A 13,144-nucleotide genomic window follows, 5' to 3' on the forward strand; every position below is an offset into this window, starting at 1 on the left:
CCAGTAATGGCAACGGATACAGACGATTTTTCACCCAGCGTCCCAGTTGTCCCAGTAAAAAAACAGGGAAGAGGTAAACCAGCGGACAAAATAGACGACGATGCGGGCGGGGCGGCGGCGCAGCCGCAACACCTTCGCGCAGGGATGAACGAGGATGGCAGCGAGTGCCACCCGATCCATCCGGCTGCCGTACTGCTGGTCATGGCATGGGCACGGTCCAGGCAACTGCCAAAGAACGAACGGGCCGCCCTGCTGCTCGGCCTGGAAACCATGGCGCCGGCCGAACAGGTCAGGCACTGGCACCGGGTCTGCCTGCAGGACGGCTTGAAGCCCTGGCAGATACTTTGCCTGCCGGCGCCGATGTCGGGTAAGGACTGCACGATGTGCCAGCACCTAACCACGCGGCACGAGTCGATCGGCAAGGGGCGGGTGCAGTATCAGTGGGCGTGCGGTCTCGGCTATCTGATCCTCGAAACGGGGCGGGGTACGGAACGGATATGGATCGCACCGCCGGAGTGCAAGAGCTTTGAGCGCTGGTATCCGTCCGACTGGCGGTAGGTGGGTACGGGTCCTTCCAGTCGAGCGCCTGCACGGGTAATGCGATGCCCGCCTTCTCAGTGTTCATCAGCTTTTGCGGATAGGTTGAGGGTTTGGTATAGGAGACGGATGGCATGAAGATGAAAGAGCTTTGTTACGCATTGGGCATCAGCGAGGCCATGGGCTACCGCCTGAAGAAAGATGGCATGCCGACGTACTCCATCGAGGCGGCGGAAAAGTGGAGGGCGAAGCACCTGGATACCTTGAGGACCAAGAATCACCGGTCGGACGGTAACACCGGGAAGAAAGCCGGAGTTGATGCGCAGGCGGCAATAACCTTCGATGGATGCCAGTCCCGGCAGGAGGTTGCTGACAGACAAGGAACGGATGGCCCGATCGATCTACTTACTGAGCGAGCGATGTTGGCACGGGCGCAGCGAGAGGGGCAGGAAATCAAGAACGAAGTGGCGCGCGGCACGTACGCGCCGATTGAGATTCTGGCCGATGTCCTGGCGGATGCCTCGCAAGCCGTTGTTGATCGCCTGGACCAGATACCGGCCGGCATTGCCCGCGTCTGCCCTGACTTGCCTCAAGCCGTGCGTGACCTGATCATGACGACGATCGCCGAGGCCAGGAACGAGATGGTACGGAAAGCGGTCTTGGCGGGAATGGATGCGCTTGATCCCGGCGACGTACAGGAAGATGATGGTCCCCCGTGAGGCCGATCTGTGGAATGCGGGTCCTTCCGGAAAAAAGGCATTACGGGTAATGCAAACCCCGGACTTTCGCCAGTTTTCTGTTCAAAGGCAATGTAAGTAAGTGGGTGCCTGTATCTGGGTGGTGGTAAGTAAGTAGTTGGGCATGCGTGGGCTCCAGTGTTCAAAGAGTGCCGTTTTGCCCGCCCAAGGCTCTACACTTCAAAAAAATGTGTACCCAAGCGTGTACCCACAAGGAAGTACAAAAACAGCAAACCGCTTAACCACGATGTTTCCATGCCATACTTAGGATTCAGATCCAGGAGTGATCCATCCATGAAGTACTCGCAAGCCTCGCCCGGGCGCGTATTCGTCATCCGGCTGGAAGACGGCGATATCGTGCATGCGTGCCTGGAACGCTTCGCCCGCGAGCAGAGCGTCTCGGCGGCCGGGCTCATCGCCCTGGGCGACGCCGACGCGGGCAGCCGGCTGATCGTGGGGACGGAGGTGGGCCGCGCCGATCCGCTGGTGTTCGTCGAACGCCTGCTCGACGAGGCGCACGAGATCGCCGGCGTGGGCACCATCTTCCCCGACGAGCAAGGCAATCCGATTCCGCACGTGCACATGGCCTGCGGCCACAAGGATGCCGCCCTCGTGGGCTGCATCCGCAACGGCGTGAAGGTCTGGCACGTCATGGAAATCATCGTCGTCGAGCTGCTCGACAGCACGGCCGTCCGCCGTTTCGAATCCGGGCTGCCTGGCTTCAGGCTGCTGAACCCCTGATCCCGGTCCGCCTGGGAACTACGTATCGGAAGGCTTGGCGGCGAGACCGAACCTCGCCAGTTCGATCACCGATGTGGCCCCTATTTTTTCCATGACCCGACTGCGGTGTACTTCAACGGTCTTGATGCTGATTCCCAGGTGGTCGGCGATCTGTTTGTTGAGCATTCCCGCAAGTATGCCATCGAACACCTCGCGTTCTCGCGAGGTCAGCCGGTTGAGCCGGCGCGTGGCGTCCTCGCTTCTCTGCATGCGCCTTTTGTTTTCCTTTTCGACAGCGACGCAGTGGTCGATGCGCGAGAACAGATAGACGTCGTCAAGGGGTTTCACCAGGAAGTCGACGACGCCTTTACGAAAGGCTGATATGGCCATGTTGAGATCGCCGTGCCCGCTCATCACCAAGGTGGGTACGTGGATTCCGCCGTTGACCAGGCGTTCATGGAGATCCAACCCGCTGGCGCCCGGCATGCGGACATCGACCAGCAGACAACCGAACAGTACCTGTTCGCAAATGCTCAGAAAACTCTCTGCCGAAGCAAAGGCCTGTACCAGATAGCCGTGCGATTGCAGCAACCAGACCAGCGATTCGCGGAAGTCGTCGTCGTCATCCACCACGTAAATGGTGTAGGGCACATCATCGAGGGGAGTCATGGCTGAGCCGTTTCGCAAGGGAGCGTGAAGTGAAATATGGCGCCTCCTGCCGAATTGGCGCTTATCCACAGCCGGCCGCCATGAAATTCGATGATCGAACGGCAGATGTTGAGCCCCATTCCCATGCCGTCGGGTTTCGTCGTGAAGAAGGGCCGAAATATCTTTTCCCAGTGCTCCGGGGCGATTCCCGGCCCCTGGTCGATCACCTGGGTTTCGACGAACGAACCGACCTGTGCCGAGGTGATCGTCAGCTGCTGTTCATCCGAGATACCGGCCTGCATGGCATCGATGCTGTTGCGGATGAGGTTGAGCACCAACTGCTGGATCATGATTCGGTCGGCCATCACGCGCGCCAGCGACGGCGGCCTGTTTACCAAGATGCTGATGCCTTGGCGCCGAGCGGCGAGTTCAGTCAGCTCGACGGTTTCGCCGATGATCTCGCCGAGGTCCTGCGCGTCGAGCACCGGTGCGCTGCGTCGCAAATAGGTGCGAATGCGCGTGATGATCATAGCGGCCCGCACGGCCTGAGCCGTGGCCTTGCGCATCGGTTCGAGCACGGCTTGCCGGTCCGCCACGCCCTCTTCGAGCAGGGTGACGCAACCGCGGCAATAATTGGTGATCGTCGCCAGCGGCTGATTGAGTTCATGCGCCAGGCTGGTCGCCATTTCGCCGACGGTAATCAAGCGGGAAGTCTGTTCCAGGCGCACGGCGCTTTCATGCTGCTGCTCCAGCCAGGCGGCACGTTCTTCGGCGACAGCGATTTCCTTGCGTCGCGATTCGAGCTGCAGGGCCTCGAATTCACGGCCGGTCTGCTTAAAAATTTCCAGGGCGCGCGCGATGTCCCCGATTTCGTCGGAGCGTTCCTTGCCATCGATCTGGACCTCGTAATCCCGTTCGGTCAAACGCCGGATAACTCGGGTCAGTTGCTCCAGGGGTTTCGTCATTCCGCGCGAGATGAGAGTCACCAGTCCCCCCGCAATCGCCACCACCACGAAAAAGCCGGCCAGCAGATGCGATAGGATGTCGCGGATTTCACTGTCCACGTCATCGAGATAGACCCCGGTACCGAGCAGCCATTTCCAGGGCATGAAGGGCAGGATATAGGCAGCCTTATTCACGCTGATCTGACTATCCTCTTTTGGGAATTTGTAATAGACCGTACCGCCGCCGCGCAGCGCCGTGTCGCGCTGCATGCGGACGAACTGCTTGCCGTCGCTATCGACCTCGTCGGTAAAGTTGCGCCCTTCCCACTCCGGAATGTTCGGCAGCAGGATCGAAACACAGTCGAAGTCATCGACAAAAAAATACTCGTTGTTGCCGTAGCGCAAGGTACGCAATTCGTCCAAGGCCTCCTTCTTGGCTCGCGCTTCATCGATCTCGCCGTTCTGGAAGCGTTGGTACTGCCATTGCAGAACTCCTCGGCCAACCTCGGCCAAGTACCGAATTCTGGCGACCCGATCCTCGATCATCTGCTGACGCACCGAATGCATGGCAATCACCGTCAGTACGATGAAGCCCAGCAGGCTTACCAGACCAACGAGCAGCAGGCGCATGCGGATCTTCAGCCGCTGATGAACAAAAAGTGCCAGGCGGGAACTCACAGGGGAAAGCATATGGCATGGATTCAAATGAAGAGGGCAATATCGGTCGACCTGCCGGCCGAGCTAATGCGGACAAAATACTCCAAGTGGCACGCCTCCTCCAGCCCCGGCAAGAGGCTCTTTCGCGGGGCCAGGGTAAACCCTAACTAGGGCGCCCCCTAATTACCGGGCGGTACGGATTTCCTTAAATTTTTGTTGCGCCATGGCTGCCGGACGGGATTCGTCATGACAGCCATCGGCACGGGGGAAATTACCGAGAAATATTCAGGAATGGAGGTTTCTGATGTCAAATACGAATACTGCGGCAGTGAGCATGGTGCCCGACGTACCCGGCGACCTGCCCGTCACCAAGGCCGATCTGATCGATGACTCCACGCGCCGCAGGGCGCTGCTCGGCAGCGCGGTGGGGAGCGCGGTGGAATGGTACGACTATTTCCTGTACGGGACGATGGCCGGCCTGGTCTTCGCTCCTTTGTTCTTCCCCGCGGCAGATCCGGTTTCTGCGCAGATGCTGGCGCTGGCATCGTTTGCCCTGGCTTTCCTGATCCGGCCGATCGGCGGCATCGTCTTCAGTCACATCGGCGACCGCATCGGCCGCAAAAAAACGCTGGTGATGACGCTTTCCATCATGGGGCTGTCGACTTTCGGCATCGGCCTGATGCCGACCTACGACTCGATCGGCATGTGGGCTCCGGTTCTGCTGACCCTGCTGCGCTTGTTACAGGGACTGGCGCTGGGCGGCGAATGGGGAGGAGGACTGTTGATGGCAGTCGAGTATTCGCCCAAGAAACGCCGCGGCCTCTACGGCGCCATTCCCCAAACCGGCGCGCTGTTCGGCTTGGCGCTCGGCAACCTGACGGCATCCGGGGCCAACGCCATTTTCACCAACGAACAGTTTCTGAGCTACGGCTGGCGCGTGCCTTTCCTGCTGTCGGTGCTGCTGGTCTGGCTCGGGCTGTGGATTCGCAACGCCGTCGCCGAGACCCCTTCGTTCAACAAGGTCCGCTCGGAAAGAAAGACCGCGCGCGTGCCGCTGATCGAAACGCTGAAACACCACTGGCCCGCGGTCCTGACCACGATCGGCGCCAAATTCCTCGAAACCTCGACATTCTTTATTTTTGCCACGTTTTCGCTGACCTATGCGATCAAACTGGGCTTCAGCCGCGGGATCGCGCTCAACGCCGTACTGATCGCCGCCATCGTCGCCATCCCGGTAATGCTCGCCGTCGGCGCCATTTCGGACTACATCGGCCGCCGCAAGATGTACTCCGCCGGCGCCGTCTGCATGATGGCATATGCCATACCGTTTTTCTGGATGATGAACCAGAAGTTGACAACCCTGCTGATTCTCGCCGTGGTCATCGGCTTCGGCGTGATCTGGTCGATGTATGGCGCGGTGCTCGGCACATTGTTTGCGGAAAGCTATCCCGCGGACGTGCGCTACACGGGCGTTTCCCTCGGATACCAGATCGGTGCCGCCATCGTCGGAGGCCCCGCGCCGCTGATCGCCACGTGGCTGTTGAAGGAGTACGACGGCAGCTATGTCCCGGTAGCCATATTCATCATGATCTGCGGCGTGATATCGCTGATTTCGATCGCCTTTTCCAAGGATCGGCACGGCCAGGAACTCGACGACTGAGGCCGGGCGGCTCTATTCACCGAACGGAGAAACGCAACATGAAGAAAATCGGATGTGCCTTGATCGGGCCGGGCAATATCGGCACCGATCTGCTCTACAAACTCAAACGCAGTCCGCTGCTCGAACCGGTCTGGATGGTCGGCATCGACCCCGGTTCCGAAGGTCTGGCCAGGGCCCGCGCGTTCGGCCTGAAGACAACGGCCGAAGGCGTGGACGGACTGCTGGCGCACGTCGCCGCCGACCGCATCCAAATTGCCTTTGACGCCACGAGCGCCTATGTGCATGCGGAAAATTCGCGCAAACTCAACGCGCTCGGCGTCCTGATGATCGACCTTACTCCAGCGGCGATCGGACCGTTCTGCGTGCCGCCGGCCAATCTGCCGGAGCACGTAGGCCGCGGCGAAATGAACGTCAATATGGTCACCTGCGGCGGGCAGGCGACGATCCCGATGGTCGTCGCCGTCTCGCGCGTTCAGCCGGTCGCCTACGGCGAGATCGTCGCCACCGTCTCGAGCAGGTCCGCCGGCCCCGGGACGCGCAAGAACATCGACGAATTCACCCGGACCACCGCCAGCGCCGTGGAGAAGATCGGAGGCGCCAAGGTCGGCAAGGCGATCATCATTCTGAACCCGGCCGAACCGCCGCTGATCATGCGCGACACCGTGCATTGTCTGACCGAGGGCGAACCCGATCGCGAAAGGATCACGCAATCGATTCACGCCATGATCAGGGAAGTCCAGAAATACGTGCCCGGCTACAAGTTGGTCAACGGCCCCGTCTTCGACGGCAGCCGCGTTTCGGTGTTCCTCGAAGTCGAGGGCCTCGGCGATTACCTTCCGAAATATGCCGGCAACCTCGACATCATGACCGCTGCCGCCGTTCGCACCGCCGAGATGTTCGCCGAGGAACTCCTGGCCGGTCGGATCGAGCTGCAAGCTGCCAAAGCCATAGTTTAGGGAGACGAAAATGAACCTTCAGGGTAAGAAAATCGCCGTCCACGACATGACCTTGCGTGACGGCATGCATCCGAAACGCCACCAGATCACTTTGGAGCAAATGAAAGCCATCGCTTCCGCCCTCGACGCGGCGGGACTGCCGCTGATCGAGGTCACCCACGGCGACGGCCTCGGCGGCGCCTCGGTCAACTATGGTTTCCCGGCGCACAGCGACGAGGACTACCTGGCCGCCGTCGTACCGCTGATGAAGAACGCCAAGGTCTCGGCGCTGCTGCTTCCCGGCATCGGCACGGTCGACCACCTGCGCATGGCATGCAACCTGGGAGTGACCACCCTCCGCGTGGCCACGCACTGTACCGAGGCCGACGTTGCCGAGCAGCACATCGCCCTGGCACGCAAACTGGGACTCGACACCGTCGGTTTCCTGATGATGGCGCACATGAATTCGCCGGAGGGACTGGTCGAGCAGGCCAGGCTGATGGAGGGTTACGGCGCCAACTGCATCTACATCACCGACTCGGCCGGCCACATGCTGCCGGACGACGTGACGGCGCGGATTTCGGCGGTACGAGCGGCGCTCGCTCCGGACACCGAACTGGGTTTCCATGGCCATCACAACCTGGCCATGAGCGTGGCCAATTCGCTTGCCGCGATAGGAGCCGGCGCCACGCGGATAGACGCGGCGGCGGCCGGACTGGGGGCCGGTGCCGGCAATACGCCGCTGGAAGTGTTGGTCGCGGTAAGCGCGCGCATGGGCATCGAAACCGGCATCGACCTGTACAAGGTACAGGACGTGGCGGAAGATCTCGTGGTGCCGATCATGGATTTTCCGATCCGCGTCAACCGTGACGCCTTGACCCTTGGCTACGCCGGCGTTTATGGCTCCTTCCTGCTTTTTGCCAAGCGCGCGGAAGCGAAGTACGGCGTCCCGGCCCGTGAAATACTGGTCGAAATGGGACGCCGCGGCATGGTCGGCGGCCAGGAGGACATGATCGAAGACACGGCCATGACGTTGTCCAAGGCCAGGACCACCCCGGCGTAACCGTGGTCGAGTTCCGACGTCAAGCCGCGCTACCCGCCTCACAACAACACGAGGTCGTAGTGTGCTCTGTCATTGCAACAACACCAGTGTTATGCCTGAAAATGTGTCTCACAACTGCCGTAACGCAAGTTGGCCGGGCCGATAGACGATTGCGGCGCTGCATTTCATGAAGATCCACGTGATGTACAGAGTTATCAGCTTGGCGAACGCGGCGTAATGAGGGTGATAATTGACGTGTAGCGTTCCATAGCGGTGCGGTAGCTAAAGCAAGGGCTTTCGAGTTTCGACCCATTCTAGCTCTGACTAAAACCCCAAGCACACCGCATACCTCTTGAGTGGAGAAAATCAATGCAAGAACCCGAGATATTTCGATTTGCATCAGGCAAAGGCATTGAGTTGAAAATGACGCTTTATCGTTCAGAAGCTCCTCACAAGAAAACAACGATTCTTTATTTCCATGGAGGTGGCTTGATATATGGAACGCGAAATGATTTCCCGGCGAGTTATCTAAAAAGATTCTTACACGCTGGATATGATTTTCTTGCTTTAGACTACCCATTAGCACCCGAGTCCAACTTGGACACTATCCTTGAGACGTCCAATGAGCTGGTTATTTTCTATCTAGAAAATAACCAAAGCTTACTTGACTTGAGCAACGAAAATTACGTTCTGTTCGGACGGTCCGCAGGGGCTTATCTCGTTTTCATGCTATGCGACTCGGTGCGGAGAAACGGCATCACGCCTCCAAAGGCGCTTATTTGTCTTTACGGCTACACAAGGCTGGACGAGGAGTCATTTCTTGCTCCGAGCAAGTACTACAAGACTTTCCAGAACATAGATTTACTACATTTGGAGAGGATGGTTGGTGACAGTCCGATCACAAACGGCTCAATCAACGCACGATTCGCACTCTATGTAGCGGCACGCCAGGATGGGACATGGGTAAAGACGCTTTGTGGCAATGAGTCTCCTCAAACATATTCACTGGACACCCAAAGCCTCGCAGCCCTCCCTCCAACAATCCTGTCCGCGGCCACGATGGATCCAGACGTTCCTTATAGAATGTCCAAGTCACTAACAAGGGTCATTCCCGACTCAAAACTTATAACAATTTACAGTGAGACACATGATTTCGACAGAGATACCAGCGACCCCACTGGCCTATCGGTGTACAACGAGATCATTCAGTGGATGGATAATCTGTAACATAAAAGCACATGTCATTTAATGAATAAATTTTAAGTCCTCGAGATCCATTCGACCTTCGAGAAACAGGCTCGTCAGAAATTTCCGCCTCCCTTATCAACAAGACGAACCTCTTTCCCTCTCACGCACAATGCTTAGTCCTGAGAATCCGAAGCGAAAGCACTCTTCCCGTCATATCGGTCATAGTGGACGTCATCGCTGACCAGGTAATCATGGATTTCCTTGACGATCGGAATTCCATTGCGGGCATACCCCTCGGCCACCGCCTCCGAGGACTCGCCTGGGACGAGAACCTTGCCGCATCCCTCTGCCGGGCGTAGCTCGTGGATTTCCTCAACCATCCGGCCAAGATAGCTGGCAAAGGTGTCCATTCCCCCAAAGAATTCAGGATTGATCACCAGATGAATCTGCCCGAGATCGCGACCGGCTGACAGATCGGCGTACATGGAACTCACATGCTTTCCGAAGGGAACACCGAGCATCGACCCGCACAAGATATCGACCATCATCATCAACCCGTACCCCTTGGGGCCGGCAATGGCCAATAGACCTCCGACCGCAAAAGGATCGGTTGTCGGGCGACCGGCACTATCCACGGCCCAGGTCGGCGGAATCTGCTTGTTCTTCGCTCTGGCGTCCAATATCTTGCCCCAGGCGCCAACCGTAGTCGCCATATCGAATACGATCGGAGGACGCCCTGCACAAGGCGCGGCGAATCCAATCGGATTGGTTCCAAAATAGGGCTCCGCCGATCCATAGGGAACCACCATCGGGTCGGACTGGCACATCGACATCGCGATCAGATTTTCATCGGTCGCCATTCTGAGGAAATAGGATAGCGTCCCGCAATGCCCCAACTTGCGCATACCGACAAAACCGATCCCGTTCTCTTTCGCCATCTTGATGGCTTCAACCATGCCATTCCTGGCCACCACCATGCCTACGGCGTTATCCCCCTCGTAAACGCCGGTACAGGGACCTGTCTTGCGAAACGAGAAATTCGGCTTGGCGTTACTCCCACCTTTGGCAATACGCTCGGAGTAATACTCGACACGAACCGCACCGTGCGAGTGGACACCCCGGCTATCTGCGTAGCTGAGATGGTTGGCGACTTCATCAGCGTGGTCTTCCGGCAATCCGGCCTTCATTACCTTGTTCTTGATCAGCCGGTGCAACTCTTCCTTTTCAACGAAAACGACAGCCTGCTCATTCATCATCAATCTCCTTTGTCTGATTGATCCGTCAACCGCACCGGATCGTAAATTTCAAAGAAAACATGTTGCGCGACCTGCCGGCGACCACGACCGCTGTCGTCAGCGAATCGCATTGGCGTAGGTTCAAAAATCAGCTGCTGGCGATATCGCTGCTCTTGACCGTCAACGCCACAAAGACCGATGCCACCGTTCCTGCAATCAGGAACATGAAAGCCATGTCGAACGATCCGTGATTCAGATCAATCAGGTAGCCCATCACGAAGGGAGAAACAAATCCCGCCACCTGCCCACCGAAATTCACCGTGCCCGAGCTGGCGCCCATGATTTCGGCGGGGATAGAGTCGACCACCAACCCCCAGAACGCCGCAAAGGCCACGAACATGAAGAATGCCGACACGCATTGAGCAACGACCGCCATTTCCGCGGCGGCCACGCTGAACGTCAGATACAGGCAAAAGGCGGCGACCATGGCGGCCGGAATAAACAACCATTTTCTTGAGCCCTTGAACCGGTCGGAAAGGTAGCCTCCGAGCAACATGCCAAAAGTCCCGACAAAGAACGGCAGAGAGCCATACACCCCGGTTTGCAGGAGAGAAAACCCTCTAACCTTCATCAGATAAGACGGCAACCACGAGATGAACCCCCAGAAGGTAATGTCGAAGAAGAACCAGATCAGCACCATCTGCCACAGGACCGACGTCTTGAGAAAATCCTTGAAGGTGATTCCCGTTCCATCCGACTTTTGAGCAGCCTTCATCACGTTGGCTTCGGCATTCAACTCTGCCAGGTCTTCTGGCGTGACATGCGGATGCTTGCTTGGATCGTCTTTGATATAGACCCAGATCGCAAGGGCCACCAACATTCCGGGGATTCCCAATGCGATGAAGACCGTGCGCCAACCGTAGGCCGCGATGATCCCGGCGGCGACCAGGGACGCGATAGCCGGGCCAAGCGTATTGACCGACCCTTGAATTGCGGTTGCCGTCGCCTTTTCCTTCGGCGGGAAATAGGTGGCAATCGTCTTCCAGGACGCCCCGGGGAAACACCCTTCGCCCACGCCAAAGATAAATCGGCAGAACAGCAGAACTGCGAACGAAGAAACCATCCCGGTGATGCTCGTGAAAATCGACCACCAGACAATGGCAATCGCCAAAACCCGCCTGGGGCCGAATTTGTCGGCAAGCATGCCGCCTGGAATCTGGAAGAGCGCATAACCGGCAAAAAACGTGCTCAGAATAATCCCTTGGGATGCCGCATCAAGCTGAAAATCCTTGCTGATGAACGGCAAGGCCACGCTGATTACCATCCTGTCCAGGAAAGAGAACAGCCAACCAAGCCATAAAATGCTGAGCACTGTATATCTGGCTTTCCATCTGAAACCAGACTGAACCGCCATACTGATCGTCATAGCCCCCCTCCCTTTTTATATCGTTTATTGATGCTTGCTGTGATACACATCCAATGCGGCTTGAAGCGCCTCCCCTGCGTTGATGCTTGCCCCGTTTCTGATCAATACCGCTTCCAGGGCGGCCAATACATGAAGAACATTCTTTTGACGACAGCTATAGCCCATCGTGCCGATCCGCCAAATCTTGCCCTTCAACGGCCCGAATGAACTGGCAATTTCGATGTCGAAGTCATTCAGCAACATGCTGCGTACTGCCTCGCCGTCGATCCCTTCCGGAATATTCACGGCCGTCACCACGGGAAGTTTGATTCCGGCGTCGCCATAAAGCGAAAGCCCCATCGCCAGCAAGCCGGAAACGAGCGCCGATTCGTGCAACTTATGCCGGCTGAAGCGAGCTTCCAGGCCTTCTTCCAGGACGATGCGCAACCCCTCCCGCAGCGCATACAGCATGGATGTCGCTTCAGTATGGTGATTCAAACGAGTCGGGCTCCAATAATCCATCAACTGGCTCAAGTCGAAATAATTCGTCCGGATAACGCGATCAGACCACCCCGCTTGCGTAGCGTTGTCGGCCAAACCACGCTCGATTCTTTTTCGCTGCAAGAGTATTTTTTCGACACGGGAATTGAATGTGATCGGAGCCATGCCGGACGGGATGGAAAGGCACTTCTGAGTTCCGCCGATCGCAGCGTCGATCATCCACTCATCGACCTTGACCGCCGTCCCCCCGATGGTTGCGACGGCATCCACGACGAACAGCGCATCAGCCTTCCGGCAAGCGGCTCCGATTTCCTTGAGCGGCTGCATGCAAGCGGTCGATGTTTCACCGTGAACCATCGCCACAATTTTTGGACGAACCTCATTGATCTTTTCGATCACCGTTTGCGGCGGGAAGACCTCGCCCCAACTCGTCTCCAGCGTAACGATTTCTGCGCCGTAGCGTTGCGAGATCTCCACCAGCAAGTGTCCGAATCGCCCGTAAATCGGAACCAGCACCACATCGCCCGGCTCGATCAGGCTCGCCAGAACCGCCTCGATACCCGCACGCGACGTGCCGTCAATTGGAAAAGCCCACTGATTATCGGTTTGAAAAACCTTTCTCAGCATGCTCATCGTTTCGTTCATGATCGCGATGAATTGCGGGTCAAATTGCCCGAGGACAGGAGTGCACATGGCACGCAAAACCCTTGGATCAACCTCAACCGGCCCCGGTGTCATGATCGTTCTGAGTGGAGTATTCAAGTCTCGATACATAGCCTCATTCCATATCATTTGCATATAAACAATTACTGATCGGATCAGTTATCGTGGCCGCCATTCTCCGCCATGTTGGAAAACCCAAAACTCAAGCCACCTAAAGTGAAAAGCAGTGCCTACACCAACATGGCACCGTTCCTCTCATAATTCGCGCTCCA

Annotated in this window: 13 protein-coding genes; 7 read left to right on the top strand and 6 right to left on the bottom strand. The window is 57.6% G+C overall.

From position 1 onward, the window contains the following. Positions 1 to 30 precede the first annotated feature (30 nt). Positions 31 to 171, bottom strand: a complete 141-nt coding sequence (locus tag QM701_RS10530) for a hypothetical protein (RefSeq protein ID WP_415167016.1) — start codon at positions 169 to 171, stop codon at positions 31 to 33. 30 nt (positions 172 to 201) lie between these two features. Here QM701_RS10530 and QM701_RS10535 point away from each other — a divergent pair, with 30 nt between their 5' ends. The 3 genes from QM701_RS10535 to QM701_RS10545 all read left to right on the top strand — a co-directional run bounded on the left by QM701_RS10535 (position 202) and on the right by QM701_RS10545 (position 2,015). Next, positions 202 to 558, top strand: a complete 357-nt coding sequence (locus QM701_RS10535) for a hypothetical protein (protein WP_415167017.1) — start codon at positions 202 to 204, stop codon at positions 556 to 558. Positions 559 to 671: 113 nt separating this feature from the next. Continuing rightward, complete coding sequence (locus tag QM701_RS10540; RefSeq protein WP_415167018.1) at positions 672 to 1,256, top strand: terminase small subunit; 585 nt, start codon at positions 672 to 674, stop codon at positions 1,254 to 1,256. Between the two features lie 312 nt (positions 1,257 to 1,568). Further along, positions 1,569 to 2,015 (top strand): PPC domain-containing DNA-binding protein, encoded by a 447-nt coding sequence (locus QM701_RS10545; protein ID WP_415167019.1) that lies wholly within the window; start codon positions 1,569 to 1,571, stop codon positions 2,013 to 2,015. 18 nt (positions 2,016 to 2,033) lie between these two features. On the opposite strand, the gene QM701_RS10550 is transcribed toward QM701_RS10545, so the two are convergent. Together QM701_RS10550 and QM701_RS10555 are read right to left on the bottom strand one after the other, a co-directional pair. Then, positions 2,034 to 2,663 carry a response regulator transcription factor gene (locus QM701_RS10550; RefSeq protein ID WP_415167020.1) on the bottom strand — a complete coding sequence of 210 codons (630 nt, stop codon included), beginning with the start codon at positions 2,661 to 2,663 and terminating at the stop codon, positions 2,034 to 2,036. Further along, positions 2,660 to 4,216: a cache domain-containing protein gene (locus QM701_RS10555; RefSeq protein WP_415167021.1), complete on the bottom strand. Its 1,557-nt coding sequence runs from the start codon at positions 4,214 to 4,216 to the stop codon at positions 2,660 to 2,662. The genes QM701_RS10550 and QM701_RS10555 overlap by 4 nt, the downstream gene beginning before the upstream one ends. Positions 4,217 to 4,577: 361 nt before the next feature. Between QM701_RS10555 and QM701_RS10560 the strand changes: the two genes are divergently transcribed. The 4 genes from QM701_RS10560 (at position 4,578) to QM701_RS10575 (ending at position 9,107) form a co-directional block, all read left to right on the top strand. After that, positions 4,578 to 5,903 (top strand): MFS transporter, encoded by a 1,326-nt coding sequence (locus QM701_RS10560; protein ID WP_415169384.1) that lies wholly within the window; start codon positions 4,578 to 4,580, stop codon positions 5,901 to 5,903. 38 nt (positions 5,904 to 5,941) lie between these two features. Then, positions 5,942 to 6,859 (top strand): acetaldehyde dehydrogenase (acetylating), encoded by a 918-nt coding sequence (locus tag QM701_RS10565; RefSeq protein WP_415167022.1) that lies wholly within the window; start codon positions 5,942 to 5,944, stop codon positions 6,857 to 6,859. Positions 6,860 to 6,869: 10 nt separating this feature from the next. Continuing rightward, positions 6,870 to 7,901, top strand: coding sequence for a 4-hydroxy-2-oxovalerate aldolase (gene dmpG / locus QM701_RS10570; RefSeq protein ID WP_415167023.1), 1,032 nt, complete (start codon positions 6,870 to 6,872; stop codon positions 7,899 to 7,901). Between the two features lie 348 nt (positions 7,902 to 8,249). Further along, complete coding sequence (locus QM701_RS10575; RefSeq protein WP_415167024.1) at positions 8,250 to 9,107, top strand: alpha/beta hydrolase; 858 nt, start codon at positions 8,250 to 8,252, stop codon at positions 9,105 to 9,107. Between the two features lie 134 nt (positions 9,108 to 9,241). Here QM701_RS10575 and allD read toward each other — a convergent pair whose 3' ends face one another. The 3 genes from allD to QM701_RS10590 all read right to left on the bottom strand — a co-directional run bounded on the left by allD (position 9,242) and on the right by QM701_RS10590 (position 12,983). Further along, positions 9,242 to 10,321 carry an ureidoglycolate dehydrogenase gene (gene allD / locus QM701_RS10580; RefSeq protein ID WP_415167025.1) on the bottom strand — a complete coding sequence of 360 codons (1,080 nt, stop codon included), beginning with the start codon at positions 10,319 to 10,321 and terminating at the stop codon, positions 9,242 to 9,244. 130 nt (positions 10,322 to 10,451) lie between these two features. Continuing rightward, entirely contained in the window at positions 10,452 to 11,729 is a 1,278-nt protein-coding gene (locus QM701_RS10585) for an MFS transporter (protein WP_415167026.1), read from the bottom strand. Positions 11,730 to 11,753: 24 nt separating this feature from the next. After that, a complete protein-coding gene (locus QM701_RS10590) occupies positions 11,754 to 12,983 on the bottom strand; it encodes a pyridoxal-phosphate-dependent aminotransferase family protein (RefSeq protein WP_415167027.1) in 1,230 nt (409 codons plus the stop codon). Between the last annotated feature and the right edge of the window lie 161 nt (positions 12,984 to 13,144).

It is taken from the genome of Propionivibrio sp., from assembly GCF_047602565.1.
Taxonomy (GTDB): domain Bacteria; phylum Pseudomonadota; class Gammaproteobacteria; order Burkholderiales; family Rhodocyclaceae; genus Propionivibrio.

Bases quoted from the DNA above. Each gene is read 5' to 3' on its own strand.
- QM701_RS10590 (WP_415167027.1), bottom strand. From the start codon at position 12,983: ATGTATCGAGACTTGAATACTCCACTCAGAACGATCATGACACCGGGG.
- QM701_RS10575 (WP_415167024.1), top strand. From the start codon at position 8,250: ATGCAAGAACCCGAGATATTTCGATTTGCATCAGGCAAAGGCATTGAG.
- QM701_RS10550 (WP_415167020.1), bottom strand. From the start codon at position 2,663: ATGACTCCCCTCGATGATGTGCCCTACACCATTTACGTGGTGGATGAC.
- dmpG (WP_415167023.1), top strand. From the start codon at position 6,870: ATGAACCTTCAGGGTAAGAAAATCGCCGTCCACGACATGACCTTGCGT.
- QM701_RS10560 (WP_415169384.1), top strand. From the start codon at position 4,578: ATGGTGCCCGACGTACCCGGCGACCTGCCCGTCACCAAGGCCGATCTG.
- QM701_RS10535 (WP_415167017.1), top strand. From the start codon at position 202: ATGGCATGGGCACGGTCCAGGCAACTGCCAAAGAACGAACGGGCCGCC.
- QM701_RS10540 (WP_415167018.1), top strand. From the start codon at position 672: ATGAAGATGAAAGAGCTTTGTTACGCATTGGGCATCAGCGAGGCCATG.
- QM701_RS10545 (WP_415167019.1), top strand. From the start codon at position 1,569: ATGAAGTACTCGCAAGCCTCGCCCGGGCGCGTATTCGTCATCCGGCTG.
- QM701_RS10585 (WP_415167026.1), bottom strand. From the start codon at position 11,729: ATGACGATCAGTATGGCGGTTCAGTCTGGTTTCAGATGGAAAGCCAGA.
- QM701_RS10565 (WP_415167022.1), top strand. From the start codon at position 5,942: ATGAAGAAAATCGGATGTGCCTTGATCGGGCCGGGCAATATCGGCACC.
- allD (WP_415167025.1), bottom strand. From the start codon at position 10,321: ATGAATGAGCAGGCTGTCGTTTTCGTTGAAAAGGAAGAGTTGCACCGG.
- QM701_RS10555 (WP_415167021.1), bottom strand. From the start codon at position 4,216: ATGCGCCTGCTGCTCGTTGGTCTGGTAAGCCTGCTGGGCTTCATCGTA.